This window comes from Kitasatospora sp. NPDC048239, assembly GCF_043202015.1.
In the GTDB taxonomy this organism is placed as follows: Bacteria; Actinomycetota; Actinomycetes; order Streptomycetales; family Streptomycetaceae; genus Kitasatospora.
In genome coordinates this window covers 183,051-203,143 of the sequence record NZ_JBICZP010000012.1, presented here as the reverse complement: position 1 = coordinate 203,143, position 20,093 = coordinate 183,051, and the positions used below count along the sequence as shown (strand labels likewise).

At 74.3% G+C, this 20,093-nt stretch carries 22 protein-coding genes; 10 read left to right on the top strand and 12 right to left on the bottom strand.

The genetic code is table 11. The features are described from left to right. Window positions 1-51: 51 nt before the first annotated feature. The 5 genes from ACGFZP_RS28485 to ACGFZP_RS28465 all read right to left on the bottom strand — a co-directional run bounded on the left by ACGFZP_RS28485 (window position 52) and on the right by ACGFZP_RS28465 (window position 3,897). Window positions 52-561 carry a hypothetical protein gene (locus ACGFZP_RS28485; RefSeq protein ID WP_392938550.1) on the bottom strand — a complete coding sequence of 170 codons (510 nt, stop codon included), beginning with the start codon at window positions 559-561 and terminating at the stop codon, window positions 52-54. Continuing rightward, a complete protein-coding gene (locus ACGFZP_RS28480; RefSeq protein WP_392938547.1) occupies window positions 558-1,706 on the bottom strand; it encodes a beta-ketoacyl synthase N-terminal-like domain-containing protein in 1,149 nt (382 codons plus the stop codon). Before ACGFZP_RS28480 ends, ACGFZP_RS28485 begins: the two co-directional genes overlap by 4 nt. After that, the gene (locus ACGFZP_RS28475; RefSeq protein WP_392938544.1) at window positions 1,703-1,975 is read right to left on the bottom strand and encodes an acyl carrier protein; all 273 of its coding nucleotides are present in this window, start codon (window positions 1,973-1,975) and stop codon (window positions 1,703-1,705) included. Before ACGFZP_RS28475 ends, ACGFZP_RS28480 begins: the two co-directional genes overlap by 4 nt. Further along, on the bottom strand, window positions 1,972-2,247 hold the full coding sequence (locus ACGFZP_RS28470) for an acyl carrier protein (protein WP_392938542.1): 276 nt from the start codon (window positions 2,245-2,247) through the stop codon (window positions 1,972-1,974). Before ACGFZP_RS28470 ends, ACGFZP_RS28475 begins: the two co-directional genes overlap by 4 nt. 228 nt (window positions 2,248-2,475) lie before the next feature. Then, window positions 2,476-3,897, bottom strand: coding sequence for a class I adenylate-forming enzyme family protein (locus ACGFZP_RS28465; protein ID WP_392938540.1), 1,422 nt, complete (start codon window positions 3,895-3,897; stop codon window positions 2,476-2,478). Window positions 3,898-4,081: 184 nt separating this feature from the next. Here ACGFZP_RS28465 and ACGFZP_RS28460 point away from each other — a divergent pair, with 184 nt between their 5' ends. From ACGFZP_RS28460 to ACGFZP_RS28445, 4 genes are all read left to right on the top strand, one after another. Next, window positions 4,082-5,185: an alpha-hydroxy acid oxidase gene (locus tag ACGFZP_RS28460; RefSeq protein ID WP_392938537.1), complete on the top strand. Its 1,104-nt coding sequence runs from the start codon at window positions 4,082-4,084 to the stop codon at window positions 5,183-5,185. Between the two features lie 102 nt (window positions 5,186-5,287). Further along, window positions 5,288-6,055 carry a class I SAM-dependent methyltransferase gene (locus ACGFZP_RS28455; protein WP_392938534.1) on the top strand — a complete coding sequence of 256 codons (768 nt, stop codon included), beginning with the start codon at window positions 5,288-5,290 and terminating at the stop codon, window positions 6,053-6,055. A gap of 65 nt (window positions 6,056-6,120) precedes the next feature. Continuing rightward, window positions 6,121-7,056 (top strand): alpha/beta hydrolase, encoded by a 936-nt coding sequence (locus ACGFZP_RS28450; protein WP_392938531.1) that lies wholly within the window; start codon window positions 6,121-6,123, stop codon window positions 7,054-7,056. A 104-nt stretch (window positions 7,057-7,160) separates the two neighbouring features. Further along, on the top strand, window positions 7,161-8,507 hold the full coding sequence (locus ACGFZP_RS28445; protein ID WP_392938528.1) for a PLP-dependent aminotransferase family protein: 1,347 nt from the start codon (window positions 7,161-7,163) through the stop codon (window positions 8,505-8,507). Between the two features lie 172 nt (window positions 8,508-8,679). Here ACGFZP_RS28445 and ACGFZP_RS28440 read toward each other — a convergent pair whose 3' ends face one another. The 5 genes from ACGFZP_RS28440 to ACGFZP_RS28420 form a co-directional block, all read right to left on the bottom strand. After that, complete coding sequence (locus ACGFZP_RS28440) at window positions 8,680-9,099, bottom strand: hypothetical protein (protein WP_392938526.1); 420 nt, start codon at window positions 9,097-9,099, stop codon at window positions 8,680-8,682. Window positions 9,100-9,287: 188 nt separating this feature from the next. Continuing rightward, a complete protein-coding gene (locus ACGFZP_RS28435; RefSeq protein ID WP_392938523.1) occupies window positions 9,288-10,052 on the bottom strand; it encodes an ABC transporter permease in 765 nt (254 codons plus the stop codon). Window positions 10,053-10,077: 25 nt separating this feature from the next. Next, window positions 10,078-11,034: an ATP-binding cassette domain-containing protein gene (locus ACGFZP_RS28430; RefSeq protein ID WP_392938520.1), complete on the bottom strand. Its 957-nt coding sequence runs from the start codon at window positions 11,032-11,034 to the stop codon at window positions 10,078-10,080. Between the two features lie 94 nt (window positions 11,035-11,128). Next, on the bottom strand, window positions 11,129-12,310 hold the full coding sequence (locus ACGFZP_RS28425; RefSeq protein ID WP_392938518.1) for a glycosyltransferase: 1,182 nt from the start codon (window positions 12,308-12,310) through the stop codon (window positions 11,129-11,131). Continuing rightward, on the bottom strand, window positions 12,307-12,567 hold the full coding sequence (locus ACGFZP_RS28420) for a hypothetical protein (protein WP_392938515.1): 261 nt from the start codon (window positions 12,565-12,567) through the stop codon (window positions 12,307-12,309). The genes ACGFZP_RS28425 and ACGFZP_RS28420 overlap by 4 nt, the downstream gene beginning before the upstream one ends. Window positions 12,568-12,702: 135 nt before the next feature. Here ACGFZP_RS28420 and ACGFZP_RS28415 point away from each other — a divergent pair, with 135 nt between their 5' ends. From ACGFZP_RS28415 to ACGFZP_RS28395, 5 genes are all read left to right on the top strand, one after another. Further along, window positions 12,703-13,635 (top strand): 3-oxoacyl-[acyl-carrier-protein] synthase III C-terminal domain-containing protein, encoded by a 933-nt coding sequence (locus ACGFZP_RS28415; protein ID WP_392938512.1) that lies wholly within the window; start codon window positions 12,703-12,705, stop codon window positions 13,633-13,635. An 88-nt stretch (window positions 13,636-13,723) separates the two neighbouring features. After that, entirely contained in the window at window positions 13,724-14,014 is a 291-nt protein-coding gene (locus ACGFZP_RS28410; RefSeq protein ID WP_392938511.1) for an acyl carrier protein, read from the top strand. 5 nt (window positions 14,015-14,019) lie between these two features. Continuing rightward, complete coding sequence (locus ACGFZP_RS28405) at window positions 14,020-14,895, top strand: hypothetical protein (protein WP_392938508.1); 876 nt, start codon at window positions 14,020-14,022, stop codon at window positions 14,893-14,895. Then, window positions 14,892-15,605 carry a 4'-phosphopantetheinyl transferase family protein gene (locus ACGFZP_RS28400; RefSeq protein WP_392938506.1) on the top strand — a complete coding sequence of 238 codons (714 nt, stop codon included), beginning with the start codon at window positions 14,892-14,894 and terminating at the stop codon, window positions 15,603-15,605. Before ACGFZP_RS28405 ends, ACGFZP_RS28400 begins: the two co-directional genes overlap by 4 nt. 175 nt (window positions 15,606-15,780) lie before the next feature. Then, window positions 15,781-17,490 carry a condensation domain-containing protein gene (locus ACGFZP_RS28395; protein WP_392938503.1) on the top strand — a complete coding sequence of 570 codons (1,710 nt, stop codon included), beginning with the start codon at window positions 15,781-15,783 and terminating at the stop codon, window positions 17,488-17,490. 87 nt (window positions 17,491-17,577) lie between these two features. Here the strand turns inward: ACGFZP_RS28395 and ACGFZP_RS28390 are convergent, their stop codons facing one another. Together ACGFZP_RS28390 and ACGFZP_RS28385 are read right to left on the bottom strand one after the other, a co-directional pair. Further along, entirely contained in the window at window positions 17,578-18,384 is an 807-nt protein-coding gene (locus tag ACGFZP_RS28390; protein WP_392938500.1) for a hypothetical protein, read from the bottom strand. Next, window positions 18,381-18,989, bottom strand: coding sequence for an RNA polymerase sigma factor (locus ACGFZP_RS28385; RefSeq protein ID WP_392938497.1), 609 nt, complete (start codon window positions 18,987-18,989; stop codon window positions 18,381-18,383). The genes ACGFZP_RS28390 and ACGFZP_RS28385 overlap by 4 nt, the downstream gene beginning before the upstream one ends. Before the next feature lie 234 nt (window positions 18,990-19,223). On the opposite strand from ACGFZP_RS28385, the gene ACGFZP_RS28380 reads away from it, so the two are divergent. Further along, a complete protein-coding gene (locus ACGFZP_RS28380) occupies window positions 19,224-20,030 on the top strand; it encodes an SAM-dependent methyltransferase (RefSeq protein WP_392938495.1) in 807 nt (268 codons plus the stop codon). Window positions 20,031-20,093: the final 63 nt, after the last annotated feature.

Genomic DNA, 20,093 nt, shown 5'->3' with positions numbered 1-20,093 from the left:
TGCTGCGGGTGGTGCGGATTGCGGAAAGGGGCGCGGTCGGGGCCGGCCCGGTCAGGCGGTGGTGACCAGGAGGGCGACCGCGTGGTCCGCCCCCTGGCCGGCGTCGGCCTGCTCGGCCGCGATGACGAGGACCTGGTCGGCGTCGCCGTCCGCGAGGATCAGCTCCGCCAGGTCGAGCGCGTCCTGCGGCACCCGGCCCGGGCGGGTCGCGGCGGGGCTGATCGCCACGACCGGTCCGGTCAGGCCCCAGCGTGCGGCGATGTGGCCGAGGACGGCGTTCGGGTTGGACTGGAAGAACAGCAGGGGTGGGACCCTCCGGTCGGAGGCGGCGGCCTCCTCGATGGCCCGGGCGGTGGCGCGGTCGCCGCCGGCGCTGGCCAGCAGCAGGGCGGTGCGGCCGGGGGCCGGTGCGGCGCCGTGGTGGGCGCGCAGACAGCGCTCGGCGGTCTCGGCCACCAGGGGGTTGAAGGAGGAGGCGGTGAAGCCGGGGATCGGGGGGAGGGGCTCGCGGACGTCCGGGTCGGGCCAGCCGGCCTGGGCGAGGATGCGCAGTCCGGTCATCGGGCGGCCACCAGGAGTGCGGTGTTGGCGCCGCCGAACGCGGAGTTGAGCGTCAGCGCGTAGCGCGGCCGGGCGGCGCGCGGTCCGTCGAGCACCAGGTCCACCGCGACGTCCGGGTCCGGGCCGAGCCAGCCGGCGTTCACCGGGAGTCGGCCGTCGCGCAACGCCGCGATGGTGACGGCGAGTTCGAGCAGCGCGGAGGCCTCCAGGGCGTGGCCGTGGACGGACTTGCTGGAGCTCACCGGCAGCCGCTCGGCGTGCGGGCCGAAGACCCGGCGCAGTGCGCTCGCCTCGGCCCGGTCGGCCAGCGGTGAGCCGGTCCCGTTGGCGTTGACGTAGCCGATCTCGGCCGGGGCGACGCCGGCCCGGGCGAGCGCGGCCTCGACGGCGCGGGCCGCGCCTTCGCCGTCCGGCTCGGGGCGGCAGACGTGGTGGGCGTCCCCGGTCCGGCCCCAGCCGGCCAGCCGGGCCAGCACGGGCGCGCCGCGCCGCTCGGCGGCCGGTTCGGCCTCGACGACCACGGCGGCGGCCGCGTCGCCGAGCAGGGTGCCGCTGCGGCCGGCGCTGAACGGGCGCAGCTCGCCGTCGCGGGCCAGCGCCCGGCCGGCGTCGAAGGCGGCGAACACCCCCGGCTCGACCAGGTGGCCTGCCGCGACCAGCACCCGGGGGTGCCGGCCGGTGGCGACCATGGCGGCGGCGTCGGCCACGGCGGTGCCGGCCGCGACGCAGGCCCCGGTGTAGACCCTGGTCACCCCGGCGAGACCCCAGGCCCCGGCGGCCCCGGCGGCGACGGCCTCGGTGACCTCCCTGGTCCGCAGGTCGCTGTGCAGGGCGAGCAGGACGGGCGTGGCGCCCGCGCCGGGCGCGGACGCGGGCCCGTCGGCGCCGTCCGCGGCGGGCAGGCCGGCCTGGCGGCAGGCCTGCTCCACGGCGGCGAGGACGGCGTCGGCGAGTGCCACCGGTTCGGGCAGCAGCGCGGCCCGGGTGGTCCGGCGCGCGGAGACGTCGAACCGGGTGACGGTGGCGAAGGCGGCCTTGCCGTGGGCGGTCGCCTCGGCGAGCGCGTCGAGCCCGGAGCCGACCGCGCTGAGCACGCCGACGCCGGTCACCACGGGCCGGACGGCGGGCGGGGCGTTGCCGGTCATGACTGCGCGGCCCCGGCGGTGCGGTCGTCCCCGGCGGCGGCCAGCACGGCCGCGGACAGCACCGCGGTGGCGTCGTCCACCGTCCGGACGGCCTCGAACTGCTCGTCGTCGAGGTCCAGCTCGACCCCGTAGCGTTGCTCGAACTCGGCGATCAGCCAGGTGAGTTCCAGCGACCCGACGGTCTCCGGGACGCTCTCGGCGGCGCGCTGCCCGAACGCCGCCAGCATCTCCAGGACCTCGGCCCGGCCGGGGAGGCGGGTGTCCGTCACGCCGGGCTGCCCGAGGTGCTCGGGACGGCGGCGATCCGCTTGGCGACGTCGGCGGTGAACTGGTCGAGCGTCATCAGCGCGGTGCTCTCCATCTCGTCCAGGTCGAACTTGATCCCGTACTCGTCCTCGACCTGGACGGAGAGGTCGGCCAGCGCGAGCGACTCCAGGTCGAGGCCGGCCGGTCCGAGGTCGGTGTCGCCGGTGACCTCCGACACGTCGTACTGCATCTCGGCCAGGGCGGCGAGGACGAACTCGCGGATGCGGTCCTGCATGGTGTGCTCCTTGTGCTTGCGCACCTGTGGTGGCGCGCGGGGTCGGGGAGGAGTCGGGTACGGCGGGGAAATCGGGCGGACCCGATCGGGAAGGCCGTCCGGGGCCGCCGGGTAAGGCGGTGCGGCCCAATCGGGAAAGCCGTTCGGACACAGCGGGAAAGCCGGTGCTTCCCCATCGGGAAGTGTGTTTTGCCTGATCGGGAAATCGGTTCGGGTGCGGCGGGGAATTCAGCGGGCGGCCGCGCGCAGGGCGGCCGGATCACGCAGCAGCTTGCCGGTGGCGGTGCGGGGGAGCGCGGGGAGGAAGGCCAGGGTGCGGGGCCGCTTGTAGGCGGCCAACTGCCGGGCCAGTCCGCTCTCGACGAGCGCGGGCTCCGCGCCCTCCTCGGTGGAGAGGTAGGCCTCGATGGTGCCCTGGTCGAACACCACGACGGCCTCACGGACCCCCGGCAGTGCGGCCAGGGTCTGCTCCACCTCGGTGAGGTCGACCTTCAGACCGCCGATCGAGACCTGGGAGTCCCGGCGGCCCAGGACGGTGACGCACCCGGTCGCGGCGTCGAGCACGGCGGCGTCCCTGGTGTGCAGCCAGCCCTCGGCCCACCGGGTCGGATCGTCCAGCCCCGGGTACGGGGAGGCGGTCATGCCGATCTGCAACTCGCCATTGACCAGACGGAGTTCGGTGCCGTGAACGGGTTGCGCCCGAGGGTGCAGCCGACCGCTGAGATCGGTCGCGATGACCCCGAGCTCGGTCATCCCGTACATGGTGCCGAGCGGCACGCCGTACTTGGCGGTGAACGCGGCGGGCAGTCCGGGGCGGACCAGCTCGCCGGCCACGACCATCCGGCGAAGTCCGGGCAGCGGCGGGGGTGTTGCCGCTCCGGCCAGCAGCTCGGCGTGGAAGGGCACCCCGACCACCGTGGTCGGCCGGGTGTCGGCGCCGACGGTGGCGAGGATGCCCGCCGCCGTCATCCGCTCCGGCACGGTCAGCGGCGCCCGGGCATGCAGGCTGTTCAGCAGCCCGCCGACCAGTCCGAGGACGTGCACCACCGAGGAGAGCAGAACCACCCGCTCGCCCTCGCCGGGGAACTCCTCCAGCCGCTGGTAGCAGCCGAGTTCGCGGATCAGGTCACCGGCCGTGCGGGCGATGACCTTGGCCGGACCGGTGGAGCCGGAGCTGAGCTGGACCAGCGCGTGGCCGGTGCGGGCCGGGCGGCCCGCCGGCAGCCGGACGGCCACCGGATCCACCTCGTGGAAGCCGCGCAGCGCCGGCGCCGACCGGTGTGCCGAGCCTACCAACAGTTGGGGGGCCAGCCGTTCGACGGCCGCGTCGACCTCATGGTCCGTCAACCGGTGGTCGAGCAGCGCGACCTGGGCGCCGCTCTGCCAGGAGGCGAGCAGGGCCACGACGAAGCCGAGCGAGGGCGGCAGCCGCAACGCCACCGTCCCGCCTGGCTCCAGGCCCGCGAGGGCGAGCCGTTGGGCCTGCTCGCCGACCAGCCGGCGCAGGGTGTCGCGATCGACGGGGGTGCCGAAGCGTAGGCATTCCTCGCTTCCGGGGCCGGCCAGCAGCAGCCGGTCCACCCAGTGTTCGGGGGCGTCGGCGTGCGGGGCCGCGGAAGGCGGAGGTGATGAGAGGGAAATGGCGGTCAACGCCGCTCCACGCAGTGAGGAGATTTGACATGGACGCTGTTCAGAACCAATACGGTCAATTCCGTTGCCAGACGATTGCACAGACGATTGGTCAAATCAAGGTCTATACCAATGTGGTCCGAACCTCCTACGCTGCAGATCCGGGACTGGTCCGAGCGCGGCCGTCCGGGAACGAGGATGCCCCGTGGGACCACTCACGCTGGCCGGGATCGAGCGCGCGGCGCACGACCGACTTCTCCCAGAAATCTGGGACTTCATTGAAGGCGGAAGTGGCACGGAACGAACCCTGGCGGCGAACGGAAAGCAGTTCGGCCGGTACGCCCTGCGACCCCGCGCGCTCGTCGACGTCTCGGCCTGCTCACCCGCACTGACCCTGCTCGGCTCCGAACTCCGGCTGCCGGTGGGCATCGCACCGATGGCCTACCACCGGCTGATCGACCCCGAGGGCGAGACCGCGACCGCCCGCGCGGCCGGGCAGGCCGGCGCGCTGCTGGTCGCCGGCATCTTCGCCAGCCGCACCCTGGAGGACATCGCCGCCGCCGCCACCGGCCCGCTCTGGCTCCAGCTCTACTGGCTGCGCCGCCGCGACGCCCTGGCCGCACTGATCGAACGGGCCGAGGCCGCCGGGTTCGCCGCCCTGATGCTGACCGTGGACGCGCCCCGGATCGGACGCCGGCTGCGCGACCTGCGCAACGGCTTCGCCGTCCCGCCGGACATCCGCGCCGTCAACCTCGACCAGCGGCTGATGGCCGCCAGCCACCGCGCCACCACCGGCTCCTCCGGCATCGCCGACCACGCCGCGGAACAGTTCGACCCCACGGTGACCTGGGCCGACCTCGCCTGGATCCGCGAGCGCAGCAGCCTGCCGCTGGTCCTCAAGGGCATCCTGACCGCCGAGGACGCCCGCCGGGCCGCCGACCACGGCGTCGACGCCGTCGTGGTCTCCAACCACGGCGGACGCCAACTGGACGGCGCCCTGCCCAGCCTGGCCGTCCTCCCCGAGGTGGTCGACGCCCTGCCCCCGCACTACCCGGTCCTGCTCGACGGAGGCGTCCGCAGCGGGACGGACATCGCGATCGCCCTCGCCCTCGGCGCCCGGGCCGTCCTGGTCGGCCGCCCCGTCCTGTGGGGCCTGGCCACCGAAGGCGAGGCCGGCGTGGCCCGGGTCCTCGGCCTGCTCCGCGACGAACTGGAGCACACCATGGCCCTGTTGGGCCGCCCCCGACTCGCCGACCTGGACCGCGGCGCCCTCGCACCCTGGCCGGCCGCCGACACCGCCCGGGCCTGACACCGCCCGGGCCTGACACCGCACCCGGCCCCCTGCCCCGCACCGCAGGCCCGCAAGCCCGCCGGGCCCCCGACACCCCAACCCACCAGAAAGACCAGCGACATGACGAACGCCTTCCCCGGCTGGGACTGGGACGACCCGGACGGCCTCGCCGTCCACCTCGACGGCTTCAGCGAGCGGGTCGCCACCTGCAAGAGCCTCGAACCCGCCCCCGCCGGCCTCCCGCGCGACCACCAGGGCTTCCGCGAACTCGGCCTCACCGGAATCGAGTTCGCAGCCTTCCGGACCGCCCACCCGGAAGGCCTCGGCACCGACCTCGCCGCCCTGACCAGCCCCGACGCCACCACCGAGCCCGGCACCCTCTACCGCGTCGACGGCGACCGCTGGTTCACCCGGCTCGACATCTCCCAGCCGCTGCCCTTCGCCGACGCCAGCGTCGACTGGGTCTACGCCGAGCACCTGATCGAGCACGTCACCATGCCCGTGGCCGTCGGCTGGCTGCGCGAGGCCAGACGGGTGCTGAGACCCGGCGGCGTCCTGCGGATCACCACCCCCGACCTGGCCCGCTACCTGGTGGGCTACGCCACCAGCGACGGCTTCCTCGCCAAGCACCGCCGCCGGCTCTCCACCCTCGGCTTCGGCCCGCCGATGCCGCAGCGCCCGGCCTTCCTGGTCAACCAGATCTTCCGCCACTTCGGCCACCAGTGGATCTACGACCTGGACGAGCTGCGCCACGTGCTCACCCGGGCCGGCTTCGAGCCCGGACAGATCCGCCACTGCGCCTACCGGCAGGGCCTGCGCGCCGACGTCGCCGACCTCGACACGGCCCTGCGCACCGACGAGACCATCTACGTCGAGGCCGACCGCTGACCCTCCGGCCTCCGCCGCCGACCGTCCGGTGCCCACCGCCGGCACCCCGCACCGATGGGACCTTCATGCCACTGCACCCCCAGGCGGAGGCGCTGCGCGCGCAGCGCGCCCGCGCGGGCACACCCCCGCTCTACACCCTCGGCCTCGCCGAGGCCCGCGCCGCCGACCTCGCCGACATCCAGGCCGCCGCCGGCAACCCCGAGCCGGTCGGCGCGGTCGAGGAGCACCGCATCCCCGGCCCCGGCGGCGAACTCACCGTGCGGATCTACCGCCCCGCCGGAGCGGCCGGCCGACTCCCCGCGCTGCTCTACCTGTTCGGCGGCGGCTGGACCCTCGGCTCGCCCGACACCAGCGACGCCATCTGCCGCAGCCTGACCAACGCCGTCGGCTGCGTCACCGCCTCCGTCGGCTACCGGCTCGCCCCCGAACACCCCTTCCCCGCCGCCGTCCACGACTGCCGCGCCGCCGCCCGGTGGCTGGTCGAACAGGCCGACAGCCTCGGCATCGACCCCGCACGGCTCGCCGTCGGCGGCGACAGCGCGGGCGGCAACCTCACCGCCGCCCTCACCCTGATCGCCCGCGACGAGGGCGGCCCGGCCCTGCGCCACCAACTGCTCGTCTACCCCAACACCGACCACCGCGCCGACACCGCCTCACTGCGCGAGCACGACGACCCGGCGCTGTTCAACCGCCGCTCGGTCGCCTGGTACTGGGGCCACTACCTGGCCGACCCCGCCGACGGCGACCACCCGCACGCCTCCCCGCTGCGCGCCGCCGACCTGTCCGGCCTGCCGCCCGCCACCGTGATCACCGCCGAGTACGACCCGCTGCGCGACGAGGGCGAGCAGTACGCAGAGGCCCTGCGCGCCGCGGGCGTGCCCGTCGAGGCCCGCCGCTACGCGGGCATGCCGCACGGCTTCTTCGCCATGGCCGGAGTGCTGGACGCCGGGGGCGAGGCCCACGAGTACGCCGCGCAGCGGCTGCGCGAGGCCCTCCGGTGAGCCCGGCGGACCCGCACGCACCGGTGCACCCGCACGCGTCGGCGGACCCGCACGCGCCGGCGGACCGGCCCGCGTCGGCGGATCGCCACGCACCCGGGGAGCCGTTGCGGCTCGGCGACCTGCACGCCTCCCTCGCCGACCCGCTGCTCGACGCGATGACCTTCCTCAACGAGGTCACCACCCGCTACCCCGGCGCCCTCTCCTTCGCCCCCGGCCGCCCCTACGAGGGCTTCTTCGAGCCCGAGGACGTCCACCGGCACCTGGACGCCTACCTCGCCCACCTCGCCGAGCGCGGCCTCGACCGCGACGCCGCGCGCACCACCCTGTTCCAGTACGGGCCGACCAAGGGCATCATCGCCGACCTGGTCGCCCGCACCCTGGCGAACGACGAGGGACTCGACGTCGCCCCCGAGGCCCTGGTGCTCACCGTCGGCGCGCAGGAGGGCATGCTGCTCGCGCTGCGCGCCCTGTGCGCCACCCGGGACGACGTCCTGCTGGTCAGCTCGCCCTGCTACGTCGGCGTCACCGGCGCCGCCCGGCTGCTGGACCTGACCACCGTCCCCGTTCCCGAGGGCCCCGACGGCGGGCCGGACCCGCAGGCCGTCCGGGCCGCCGCCCGCGCCGTCCGGGCCCAGGGCCGCCGCCCGCGCGCGCTCTACGTCGTCCCCGACTTCGCCAACCCCTCCGGCACCAGCATGCCGGTGGGCGCCCGCTCCCGGCTGCTGGACACCGCCGCCGAGGAGGGCCTGCTGGTCATCGAGGACAACCCGTACGGCTTCTTCGCCCGCGACCCCGGCGAGCGGCCGACCCTCAAGGCGCTCGACCGCCGCCGCCAGGTCGTCTACCTGGGGTCCTTCGCCAAGACCTGCTTCCCCGGCGCCCGGCTCGGCTACGTGGTCGCGGACCAGGAGGTGGCCGGGCCCGGCGGCCGGCGCACCCTGCTGGCGGACGAGCTGGCGAAGCTCAAGAGCATGACGACCGTCAACACGCCCGCGCTCAGCCAGGCCGTCATCGGCGGCATGCTGCTGCGCGGCGACTGCCGGCTGCGGGCCGCCAACGCCGGTGCGACGGCCTACTACGCGGCCAACATGGAAGCCCTGCTGGAGGAGTTGGAGCGGCACTTCCCGGCCGCCGAGCGCCGACTCCTTGGCCTGTCCTGGAACCGGCCGGAGGGCGGCTTCTTCGCCGTGCTGACGGTGCCGTTCACGGCGGACGAGGCGGCCATGGAGCGCTGCGCGGGCGAGCACGGGGTGCTCTGGACGCCGATGGCGCCGTTCTATCCGGGCGGCGGCGGGGAGCAGCGGCTGCGGCTGTCGGTGAGCTCCCTGAGCGGACCGCAGATCAGGGACGGCGTCGAGCGGCTCGCCGCGTTCGTGAGGGCGGAGTGCGCCGCGGCCACGGTCGCCGAGCCCGAGCCCGAGCCCGCGGGTGCGGGCGCGCGGGGCGCGTAGCCCCTGCGCCGGGCCTCCCCGGCAGCGCCGCCACCGCGGCGCCGAACGGCCGATGGCGGCCGGTCCCCGTTTCCCGGGACCGGCCGCCATCGTCATCTGGGCGTCCGCGGCTGTCTGTTGCGGCTTCGTGCGGGGGAGGACGCCGGGTGTCGGTCCTCAGGTGCTGCAGTGCTCAGCGGGAGGCACCCGGCCGCGGGTCCGCGGCGGCGGCCTTCATCGGGGGCTTGGCGGCGACGACCTTCATGGGCGGCTTCGCGGCGACCTTCATGGGCGGCTTGGCAGCGACCACCTTCATCGGGGGCTTGGCAGCGACCACCTTCATCGGGGGCTTGGCGGCGACGACCTTCATGGGCGGCTTCGCCGCGACGACCTTGGCCGGCGGCTTCGCCGCGACGACCTTGGCCGGCGGCTTGGCCGCCACGCTGGCGCTGACCGCGACGGGCTCGGCGGAGGCCGACCCGGCGGCGAGGAGACCGACCACCGGCAGCGCCGCGACCGCCCCGCCCGCCAGGGCTAGCCGCGCACGGCGGCGTCGGGCGGGTGCGACGTCACTGCCGCCGGTGGCGGTCTCGTTCCCGGAGCGCGGACTCATAGCGGTTCCTCTCGGCAGGCCTGGACGTGCACCGTCGACGACGATAGGTCCTGGCAGGCCGACCGGCAAGCAACTCTCGTGTCAGCGGCAAGAGTTGACAAGTGCCCGAGCGGACCGGGCCGACCCGCCCGAGCGGGCCGCGAGCCCTGCCCGGAAGGCCCGGCCCGGAGCGCCCTGGCGGGCACGCTTCAGCGGACCCGGGTGGAGAACAGCCGGGCCGAGAAGTACACCGAGACGACGGTCATCACACCCACGACCAGCAGCCCCTGCCACACCGCGTTGTCCCCGGCGTGGCCCGAGAACAGCGCCCGCATGCCCTCCACGGCCCAGTAGAAGGGGTTCCACTTGGCCATGGACTGCAGCCACATCGGCGCGAGCGCCAGCGGCAGCAGCACCCCGGAGAGCAGTCCGATCGGCTGCGCGATGGTGTTCACCACCGGGGCCATCGCCTCGGGGGCCGGCAGCACCAGCGCGATGCCGTAGGAGATCGCCGAGGTCATCAGGGCCAGCAGGCCGAGCAGCAGATAGGCCAGCAGGAGGTCCCCCACGCCCACCCGCAGCCCGAAGGGCAGCGCGATCAGCGTGATGATGACGGCCTGCACCAGCAGCGCCACGGTCTCGCGCAGGGCCCGGCCGAGCAGCAGGGCCAGCCGGCTCACCGGCGTCACCCGGGACCGTTCGATGATGCCGGCCTTCAGCTCGCCGAGCAGGCTGAACCCGGTGTACAGGCCGCCGAAGATGCACAGCACCGCCAACAGGCCGGGCACGTAGATCTGGTAGGCCTCGGCGTAGGTGGTCGCGCCCATCGGCGCCAGCACCTTCTTGAGCAGCGGAGCGAACAACAGCAGATAGAAGACCGGCTGGATCACCCCGACGGCGATCCAGATCGGTGTCCGCCACATGAGCAGCAGCTGCCGCTGGAAGACCAGCCAGGTGTCGCGGGCGAGCTTCATCAGGGCCCTTCGGGATCGCGGATGGTCAGGACTGCTCGATCGAGCGGCCCGTGCGGGCCAGGAACACGTCGTCCAGGCTGGGCCGTTGCAGCTGGACGGTGCCGGGTACGACGCCCGCCGCGTCCAGGGCGCGCAGCAGCCGCGGTATCGCGGCGGCCCCGTCGTCCAGGTAGAGCCGCAGGCCGTCCTCGCCCTGGACCTCCACCCGGTGGAGGTAGGTCTGCTCCTGCAGGGCCTTGGCCGCGCGTTCGGCCTCCCCGGCCGCGAGGCCGACCAGGACGACGTCGCCGGAGATCTCCCGCTTCAGCGTCTCGGCGGTGCCCTCGGCGACGATCTCGCCGTGGTCGACGATCGCCACCCGGTCGCAGAGCGCGTCGGCCTCCTCCAGGTAGTGCGTGGTCACCACCACGGTCATCCCCTCGGTGCGCAGGCGGCGGATCTCCGCCCACACGTGGCCCCGGCTGGCCGGGTCGAGGCCCACCGTGGGCTCGTCCAGGAACAGCACGCGGGGCGAGTGGATGACGCCGAGTGCGATGTCCAGCCGGCGGCGCTGGCCGCCGGAGTAGGTACGGCACGGGCGGTCGCCGAACTCGGTGAGCTCGAAGGCCTGCAGGGCCTGCTCGGCGCGTTGGAGCGCCTCGGCCTTGCCGGTGCCGTGCATCCGCGCCTGGAGCACCAGCTCCTCGCGGGCGGTGACGGTGTCGGTGGTGCCGCCGCCCTGGGCGACGTAGCCGATGCGCCGCCGCACCTCGGCCGGGTCGGCGCGCAGGTCGGCGCCGGCGATCAGGGCGTCGCCGCCGTCGGGCCGGATGAGCGTGGCGAGCATGCGCATGGTGGTCGTCTTGCCGGCGCCGTTGGGGCCGAGGAAGCCGAAGATCTCACCTGCAGCCACGTCCAGGTCGATGCCGCGTACGGCGTCGACAGCGGCCTGGCCGCGCTTTTTGGACGGATAGGACTTGCGAAGTCCCTTGGTCTCGATCAAGCCAGAACTCCCGTACGGGGATGGGCTGCCGGAGCGCCTGGGAAAGTGGTGCCGTTCGCCACCCTAGGGTCTCCGGCACCCCGGAAACAATGGCCTAGACCAATGGATTCACGTGTTGTTCCCCTGCTGTGACCAGCGCCTCAAGCCGATCGGCGGCCGCGACCGCCCCGCCGCCCGCCCGCAGTGCGGCCCCCGTCCGAACCGCCGCCTCCCGGTGGGCGTCTGACTCCAGAACGGTCCGCAGCGCGGCCGCCAGCCGATCCGGCGTCACCCGCGCGAACGGCACCCGCAGGCCCGCGCCGGTCGCCGCGAGCTGCGCCGCCACGAACGGCTGGTCGTGCCGGATCGGCGCGGTGACCAGCGGAATCCCGTGGGCGAGGGATTCGCCGACGGTGTTCATCCCGCCGTGGCAGAGCACCGCGTCCAACGCGCCGCGCCGCATCAGCTCCAGCACCGGCACCCGCGCCGCGGCCACCGTGTCCGGCGCCAGAGGCGGCAGCAGCTCGGGCGGCGCGGCGACCACCGCCTGCACGTCGCGGCCGCACAGCTCCAGCGCCCGGACGGCCCTGGCGAGGAAGTCCGCACCGAGCTCCCCGGCCAGCGTGCCCATGGTGACCAGCACCCGCCGCCGCCCGGGCTCCAGCCGCTCCCAGGGGAAGGCCGGGTCGGCCGGACGCTCCGCCAGAACCGGCCCCACCAGGGCGTAGTGCTCCGGGAACGGCGTCGCGCCGGTCAGCGCCGGACCGGTCAGTGCCAGCACCAGCCGCGGCGAGAACCGCGGGTCGGTGTACTCCTCCTCGGGCAGCCCGGCCCGCCGCCACAGCCCCTGCAGCAGCCCGGTCATCCAGGCCTCCACCTGCGGCAGCGCCCGCAGCGGCCGCCCCAGCTCCATCGCACCCGGGGCCAGGCTCGCCCACGGCAGCCCGTGCCGGTGCGCGACGAGCGCGCCCGCCGGCGTGTGCTGGTCGACCAGCAGGGCGTCCGGCCGGTACTCCCGCACCGCCGCGTCCAGCGGCTTCGCGGTGAACCGCGCGTACGGGACGATGAACCCCTCCCAGAGCGAGCGCAGGGCCGCCAGCCCGTGCCCGCCCTGCGCGCGGAACGCCCGGGTGCCCGTCCCGAGCACCTGCGCCCCGGGGGCGAGCAGCGGGCGCAGCACGGACTCCGTCCCGGTCCAGGCCACCTCGTGCCCGCGCGCCCGGAGCTCCCGCGCGATCCCCACGGTCGGATTGACGTGCCCGGTCAGCGGCGGCACCACCAGCAGGAAGCGGCTCATCCCCGCACCTCCTCAAGCAGTCGCTGGACCCGTTCCACCGTCAGTTCCTCCAGGCCGGCCAGGTCCAGTCCGGCGCGCAGCGCACCGAGATCGGCCGCCGGGCCGAACCGTTCGCGCAACAGCTCCGCGAGTTGTTCGAGTTCGATTTCGTCCAGCAGCAGGTCACCGTCCAGGCGGGCCCGCGGGGTCACCAGCGCCGCCCACTCGGGAGGCGCCTCGGCCGCTCTGACCAGCAGTTCCACCAGTTCAGGGGACACCGCGTCAGGAAAATCCGGAGGTATACGATCGGTCATCAGGAGAGCTCCACCTGCTCGACGGCACGGGGGCGGATGAGGTGCGCAACGGCCCGAGATCACTTGTGCGACCCGTCGGGCGTCGGAATACTAGCCCGGGTGACAGCACTGGAGGCAGTGGCCGTTCACCTTCCCCACCAGACCGTGCCCATTGAGGCGGTGGGCGAACGCATCGGCCTGACCCCACGTCAACTTCGACTCTTCCGCCGCTTCCACGGCCTGGACCAGCTGCGCCTGGACCCGGACGGGACGCTGCTCGACCTGCTCGGCTCCGCCGTCGAGGCCCTGCCGGAGCTGCGCGGACGCGAGCACCACGTACGGTTCGTGGTGCACGCGCGCAGCATGCCGGTGGCCGAGCCCTATCCGTTCAACCCCCTGCACCAACTGCTCGACCGGTACGGGCTGGCCCACGCCCGGGCCTTCACCGTGACCCACCACGCCTGCGCGGTGGGCCTGCTGGCCGTCGACGTGGCCGGCCGACTGCTTGCCGCCGATCCGGACCCGCAGGCGCTGGCCCTGGTCCTGGCCGGGGAGAAGACCTTCACCAAGGACGCCCAGGTGGTGCCCGAGACGGGGATCTTCGCCGAGGGCGCTGCCGCCTGTCTGGTGAGCGCCGCCGGCGAGCGCAACCGCGTGCTCTCCTACGCCGTCCGCCACCGGCCAGAGTTCGACGGCCGGCTGGCCGAGGATCCGGATCTGCTCGCCCGCTACCAGCGGGAGTACCCGGCGGTGATGATCGAGGCCGTCGAGGCCGCCCTCGACCAGGCAGGTCTGGACCTCTCGGACCTCGCCGCGATCCTTCCGCACAACGTCAACCAGGCCTCCTGGCGGATGATCTCCAAGCGGATCGGCTTCCCGCTGGAGAAGGTCGTGCTGGACAACGTGGCCGCGGTCGGGCACAGTTTCGCTGCAGACAGCCTGATCAATCTTCACACCGCCACCACGCGGGGGCTGCTCCAGCCCGGCGACCGCTACCTGATCGCCGCCGCCGGCATCGGGGCCACCTTCTCCGCCATGGCCGTCGAACACTGACGCACCGCCGGACCGGACGGCCCCCGAGGGCGATCGCCGCCGCCTGCCGCACCCAGCCACTTCCTTCGCACGACGGGACGGGACACCCATGTCAGACCCCGCGGTCCAGACCACTGATGTCGAACTTCGGGACCGGATCCTCCGGAGCATCGGCGAGCTGTTGCCGCGCGTACTGAAGCGCGAGCTCCCCGAGATCCCCGAGAACGCCTGCCTCTTCGACGACCTCGGACTCACCTCGGCCGGCACCATCGAGCTGATCCTGGAGATCGAGGAGTCCCTGGACATCCAGGTCGACGTCGAGCAGATCGGCGAGGACGACCTGCGCTCGGTGACGAGGCTGGCCGACTTCGTCGCCGCGCACATCATCCCCGAGGACTGACCGGGGTGCCCGCCGGTCTGCGCATCGCCAAGGCCGTGACCCGCTACGTCGACGGCAGATCCGAGACCTCCCTCGACCCGGACCTGCGGGTGTTCGTCTCGGACCTGGTCCGCCCGCACGGGCTGCCGCTGCGCGAGGACCTGCTCGACGAGGGTGTCGGACACTCCTACGGCGAGATGGCCGAGGGCCCGCTGCGCGAGGCGGTGGCCGACGGCAAGCCCGTCGACCTGCTGATCCTGGCCTTCGACTCGCCCGACGTCCGACCCGGGGCGCCCGCCTCGATCCACCTGAGCCGCTTCTGCCCGGGCTCGCCGCTGGCCTTCGCCGTCTGCGACGAGGGCACGGCGGCGGCCTTCACCGCACTTCAGCTCGCCGCCGACTTCACGTCCGGCGGGAGCGGCTTCGACCGGGTGGTGGTGGTCCTCGCCGAGCAGACCGCGCTGCACTACCGGCCGGCCGAGCCGGTCGACCTGCCCGACCGGCACTGCGTGGTCGTCCTGGTCTGTGAGAAGGATCCGGACTGCGAACTGACGATCCGTCAAACAAAGCCCGCCGACGAGGAGTCCGCCTCGAAGCAGCTCGCCGCCGAGGCCGGGGAGCTCGGCTCCGGGACGCTCGTCCTGGTCGGCCCGGGCCTGCCGGACGTCGCCGGTGCGCAGCCTCCGATCGCCGGGCAGCCCTTCACCGGGGTGTGGACGCAACTCGCCGAGCACCTGTCCGACCGGTCGCCGCAGCCGCCAAAGTCGCAGCCGCCGCAGCCCGATCCGCCGCAGCCCGATCCGACGCGGTCCGATCCGCCACGGCCGGGCCCCGTCCTGGTCGCCGCCCTCGACCGCCGGCTCGGACTGTTGAGCACCCTGACCCTCCGGGCCGGGCCATGACCCCGGACCAGGTGGATCTCTGGGTCATCCCGACCGACCAGCCCGACCCCGTGGTCCACCGACTGCGGACCGTGCTCGACCCCGGCGAACGCGCCCGCGCGGACAAGGACGTGCTGATCGGGCGCCGTTTCACCGTGGTCCACGGCGTGGTACGGCTGATCGCCGCCGAACGACTCGGCCTGCACCCCGCCGAACTCGCCTGGCGGTACGGCCCGCACGGAAAACCCGAACCGGCCGTCGACAACGGCCCGCTCCAGCTGAGCTACTCGGCCTCCGGCGCCCTTGCCGTCCTGGCGATCGCCGACGGGCGCCAGGTCGGCGCGGACGTCGAGGAGCTCCGCGACGAACGGGTCGCGGCCCGCATCGCCAACCGCTACTTCCCGCGCGCCGAAGCCGAGTTCATCGCCCGGGCCGCCACGCCGAGCGCCCGCGCCGCACGCTTCACCCGGCTGTGGAGCCGGCGCGAAGCCTGCGTCAAGGCCTACGGCGGACGGCTCGTCCAGGGCTTCGGCCTGCCGCTGGCCGGCCCGGCGCCACTGCGCCTGGACACGGTGGGCGCACTGGGGGAGGGGCCGTGCTGGGTGCGGGACATCCCCGTCCCCGGACCCTTCCACGCCGCCGTGGCCGCCGTCGGCGACCGCCCGTTCGAAGTCCGGCGGCGGTACTGGTCGGCGCACCTGGTGCCCGAACTGACGCCTCTCGCACCCTGATTGATGACCAATCAACTGATGGCCCGTCAATCGGCGAACCATCGGCAACAGGGCTTCACGCCCCCCGTTCCATCCCAGCTTTCTGGCGTAGACCAATCTTCCGGGCCGCCGGTAGCGTCCGGACCGGATCCACCGCACCCCGCTCAGGCCCGGCGACCCGAAGGACGCGTGCCACGTGACAGACCCCCGACGGATCACGGTCCGGTTCGGCGGCGCGAGCAGCGGCTCAGGACCGCTCACGCTCGGCCAGGACAACATGATCCGCTGCATCCGGAGCGACGCCCCCGAGCAGATCAACAAGGAATCCGTCTGGCCCGTGCCCGACGGCACCACCCTCCCCGCGGCCCTCGACGCCCTGCGCGCCCTCGCCGAGCGCCACGAGTCGCTGCGCACCGTCTTCCCGCCCGGCCCCGACGGCTTCCCCGACCGCCAGGAGGTCCGCGGCGAGGGCGAGTTCACCGTCACCGCGATCGACGCCGGCTCCCGTGAGGGTGCCGAACTCGATCAGCTCGCGGACGAGTTGGCGCGCGCGGACGTCGCCGTCCCGTTCGACCTCACCACCGGTGTCCGGCTGCGCTTCACCCTGCTGACCCAGGCCGACCTCGTCCTACGACTGATCGTGGTGGTCTGCCACGCCGGGGCGGACGGCGCCGCCGCCACCCTGCTGATCCAGGACTGGACGGACCTCGCCGCGGGCAAGGAGCTGCCGCCCTCCACCGCCCGCACCCCGCTGGAGGTCGCCGCCCAGGAGGCGACCGCCCAGGGCCGGCGCAAGGCCGCCGCCTCCCTCCAGCACTGGGAGCGGCTGCTCACCACCGGACCGCAGGCGGTCTTCGCCGACTCCCGCATCACCGGGCCGGCCGAGGCCGTCGGCGTCGCCCTGCTGCGCTCCCGGTCGGCCGCCGAGGACCTCGCCGCGGCCTCCGTGCGCACCGGCAGCAGCCCGTCCGTGGTGCTGCTCGCCGCCTTCTCCGCCCTGGTGGCGCAGCGGGCCGGCCGGTCCGACCTGCTGTTCGCCGCACTCTCGGCCAACCGCCAGCGCTCCGTGATGGCCGACCACATCGGTACCCTCGCCCAGGACGCGCTGATCGCCCTGGACACGGATGCCACCGACCTGGACGAGCTGATCGGCCGGGCCAAGGCCGCCTCCTTCACCGGCTACTGGCACAGCACCCTCGACGCCGGCAAGGTCTGGCAGCTGATCGAGGACGTCGCCCACCGGCGCGGCGCCCGCTTCGCCCGCCAGGTGGTGGTGAACGACCTCAGCCTGACCATCCCCGAGGCCGTCTCGGAGTCCCGCCCGGCCCCGCAGAGCGACCCCGAGCTGTTCTGGCTGCCCGACCAGCGGATCCCGGTCCGGATCATGTTCAACATCCTGCGGATCGCCGGCCGGCTGGAGTTCGTGCTGGTCGCCTGCCCGCAGGTGCTCGACCGGGCGGAGGCCGAACAGTTCGCCCACGGGCTCCTGGCCGTGCTGAAGGCCGCCGCGCTCGGCCCGGTGCCGCTCGCGGAGCTGCCCGCGCTGACCGGGCTGCGGCCGGTCGGCCGGGACGGTGACTGGCACCGGATCGACGGCTGCTGGATCGACCTGGCCGCCGTCCGCGCGCTGGTCGGTGACGCCCTCGGCCCGGGCGTCGCCGTGCAGGTGACGGTGGCCGACGGGCGCCTGACCGCCCGTCTCGCCACCGCGGACCCGGCGCTGACGCCGGCCGCCGCGCACCGCGCGGTGATCGCCGAACTCCCCGGCCACGACACCGCGATGGCCCCGCACCACTACCTCGTCCACCGCGCCCCGGCCGGCACCCCGCAGCCCGGGGAGGCACCTTCCTGGGACGCGCTGCCGCCGGCCGCCGAAGGCGACGGCCGCGAGACCGAAGCCGGCTGACCCGGGTCGGACCGGCGGCCGGCAGGCCGGCCGGGGGAGCGGAGCGGGCTCACCTGAAAGAGGGGCGCGGCCCGCTCCCCGGGCGGTTCACCCCGCCGGGTCCCAGGAACAACCGGAGGTCGTATCCGAGGTGAGGTCCCACGGGCAGGGCACCTCGTCCTCCGGCGCACCCCGGTCGTCCGCACCTCCGCCACCGTGGTCGTCGCCCGCACCGCCGCCACCGTCCTCGCCGTCACCGACCGGCAGCCGGTCGATCACCTCCACCAGGGCCGGGGGCAGTTGCGGCGCCAGCCCCCGGTGGCAGCGGGAGAGGATGTCACGGCGCACGTCGTCCGGCAGCAGCGGCGGACCGACCCGAAGCGGGCGCAGGCCCGGCGGACGGGCGGTCGCGGCGAGCTGGTCCGACCACGCCCGCCAGTAGTCGGCGTCGTCCGCCTCGCCGAGCTTGAGGTGGTACAGGTGCAGGCAGTACGCGGCGGTCCGACTGCCGGAGCCGGCCGCGAACCGCCACCAGAACTCGGCGCCGTCGGCGCGCCCTGTCGCGTACAGCAGCGCGCCGAACACCTCGGCGCCCTCGGGCTGGATCCGACGCGCGTTGACCAGCAGGTCCAGGCCCCGGGAGGCGTCCGGCGCACCCAGTACCAGGGCGACCACCAGGCCCAGCTCGAACGCCGCCTGCTCGTGTTCGGAGGGCAGATGCGCGGGGGCCGCGGTGAGCCGCGCCCGGCGCAGCGCCGCGATCCGCAGGGCGTGCGCGCGCTCCGGTCGCGGGACCCGCAGCGGGGCAAGGCCGTCGCCCGGCGGCCGCTCCCGAACCGCTCCCGCCTCAGCCTCCGCCTCGGCCTCAGTAGGCGCGGGAGCCGCCAGGATCTCGGGCGGGTTTCCCGGGATCACGGCGCGCCCCCGTGGTCCGGCAGGTCCGGGACGCCGAGCCGCCGGCCCAGCCGCTCCCGGGCGTGCCGGAGGTTGGAGTGGACGGTCGCCACCGGCCGGTCCAGATAGGCGCCGATCACCTTGACGTGCAGGCCCAGCAGATAGCGGAGGATGACCACATCCCGCTGTCGGTCCGGTAGTTCGAGAATCGCCGCGTAGAGCCTGACCTCGTCCGCCTCGTTGCGGAGCAGGCCCTTGGCGACGTCCTTGAAGGCGCCGATCACCGCGGCGAAGGTGACGGCCTCCACCTCCACCGGCTCCGACCCGGCCACCCGGTCGGCTACCTGACGGTTCGCCAGTCGCCAGGCGTAGGCGGCGGGTTCCTCGAACCGCAGCACATGCGCCCAGGAACGGGCGAGGTCGTCCTTGACCGCCTCGACGACCGCCGTCACGTCCGCCCGGTTGCCTATCCGGGTCAGTGCCAGCGACCGCCAGGCCGGTTCATGGGTCTCGCAGAACGCCGTGTACGCCAACCCCATCCGGACGGCCTCGGCCTGCTCGCCGTTGTCCTCCACCGCCGGGCCTCCCCGGCGCCCGTAGGAGTGGGCACCCCTGTCGATCGTCATCGGGCCTGCTTTCTGCGACCGCCGGCTGTGCGCCGGGCCGCGTGGGCGGGAGCTGTGTGCCCCCCATCCTCAGTCCCCCCGTCCTGTCACTCCAGGCTTCCTTCCGAATACAGATTGTCATCTCATCCGGTGCTGCTACCGGCCTGCGACCAGAACTGGCCGGAGACGAACGGTGATTGGCTCACCGGTACCGTGGGCAGCAATCGAGGGGTGCGCGGGGCGGGAGGGGCAAGGATGAACGAGTACGACGGGGTGGACCTCCGCCTGAACGTTCCGCACTCGGCGCGGATGTACGACTACTTCCTCGGCGGCTTCACCAACTTCGCCGCCGACCGCGAGGCCGCCGGCCAGGCACTCGCCGTCGTCCCCTGGATCCGCGCCGCCGCCCGGGCCAACCGGGCCTTCATGCACCGCTCCACCCGGGCCCTCGCCCTCGCCGGCATCGACCAGTTCCTCGACATCGGCACCGGCATCCCCACCTCGCCCAACCTCCACGAGATCGCCCAGCGCATCAACCCGCGCGCCCGGGTCGTCTACGCCGACAACGACCCGATCGTGCTCGCACACGCCCAGGCCCTGCTCACCGGCACCCCCGAGGGCCGCACCGCCTACGTGGAGGCCGACGCCACCGATCCGGCCGCCCTGCTCGCCTCCCCCCGGCTGCGCGACACCCTCGACCTGGACCGCCCCGTCGGCCTCTCGCTCAACGCCCTGCTGCACTTCGTCCCCGACGCGCGCGGCGCCTACGAGCTGGTCGACCACCTCAAGTCCGCACTCGTCCCCGGCAGCGCCCTGGTGATGTCCCACGCCACCGCCGACTTCGCGCCCGGCCGGATCGCCCGACTGGTGAGCATCTACGAAGCGGCCGGCACCGCCCTGCGGGTCCGCAGCCGACACGACTTCACCCGCTTCTTCACCGGCTGGGACGTCATCGCCCCCGGGCTCGTCCCCACCCCCCGCTGGCGCCCGGACCACCCCGACGACACCGCCGTCACCGACATCGAGTCCTCCGCCTACGCGGCCGCCGCCCTCAAACCCTGACCCCCGGCCCGGGGGCACCCCGGGTGCCGTCGTGCCGTCGTGCCGTCGTGCCGTCGTGCCTCC

What these genes read in the sequence shown, in the direction of transcription:
- ACGFZP_RS28485 (WP_392938550.1), bottom strand. Translation starts at nt 561, where the DNA reads ATGACCGGACTGCGCATCCTCGCCCAGGCCGGCTGGCCCGACCCGGAC.
- ACGFZP_RS28480 (WP_392938547.1), bottom strand. Translation starts at nt 1,706, where the DNA reads ATGACCGGCAACGCCCCGCCCGCCGTCCGGCCCGTGGTGACCGGCGTC.
- ACGFZP_RS28470 (WP_392938542.1), bottom strand. Translation starts at nt 2,247, where the DNA reads ATGCAGGACCGCATCCGCGAGTTCGTCCTCGCCGCCCTGGCCGAGATG.
- ACGFZP_RS28455 (WP_392938534.1), top strand. Translation starts at nt 5,288, where the DNA reads ATGACGAACGCCTTCCCCGGCTGGGACTGGGACGACCCGGACGGCCTC.
- ACGFZP_RS28450 (WP_392938531.1), top strand. Translation starts at nt 6,121, where the DNA reads ATGCCACTGCACCCCCAGGCGGAGGCGCTGCGCGCGCAGCGCGCCCGC.
- ACGFZP_RS28440 (WP_392938526.1), bottom strand. Translation starts at nt 9,099, where the DNA reads ATGAGTCCGCGCTCCGGGAACGAGACCGCCACCGGCGGCAGTGACGTC.
- ACGFZP_RS28435 (WP_392938523.1), bottom strand. Translation starts at nt 10,052, where the DNA reads ATGAAGCTCGCCCGCGACACCTGGCTGGTCTTCCAGCGGCAGCTGCTG.
- ACGFZP_RS28425 (WP_392938518.1), bottom strand. Translation starts at nt 12,310, where the DNA reads ATGAGCCGCTTCCTGCTGGTGGTGCCGCCGCTGACCGGGCACGTCAAT.
- ACGFZP_RS28410 (WP_392938511.1), top strand. Translation starts at nt 13,724, where the DNA reads ATGTCAGACCCCGCGGTCCAGACCACTGATGTCGAACTTCGGGACCGG.
- ACGFZP_RS28400 (WP_392938506.1), top strand. Translation starts at nt 14,892, where the DNA reads ATGACCCCGGACCAGGTGGATCTCTGGGTCATCCCGACCGACCAGCCC.
- ACGFZP_RS28385 (WP_392938497.1), bottom strand. Translation starts at nt 18,989, where the DNA reads ATGACGATCGACAGGGGTGCCCACTCCTACGGGCGCCGGGGAGGCCCG.
- ACGFZP_RS28380 (WP_392938495.1), top strand. Translation starts at nt 19,224, where the DNA reads ATGAACGAGTACGACGGGGTGGACCTCCGCCTGAACGTTCCGCACTCG.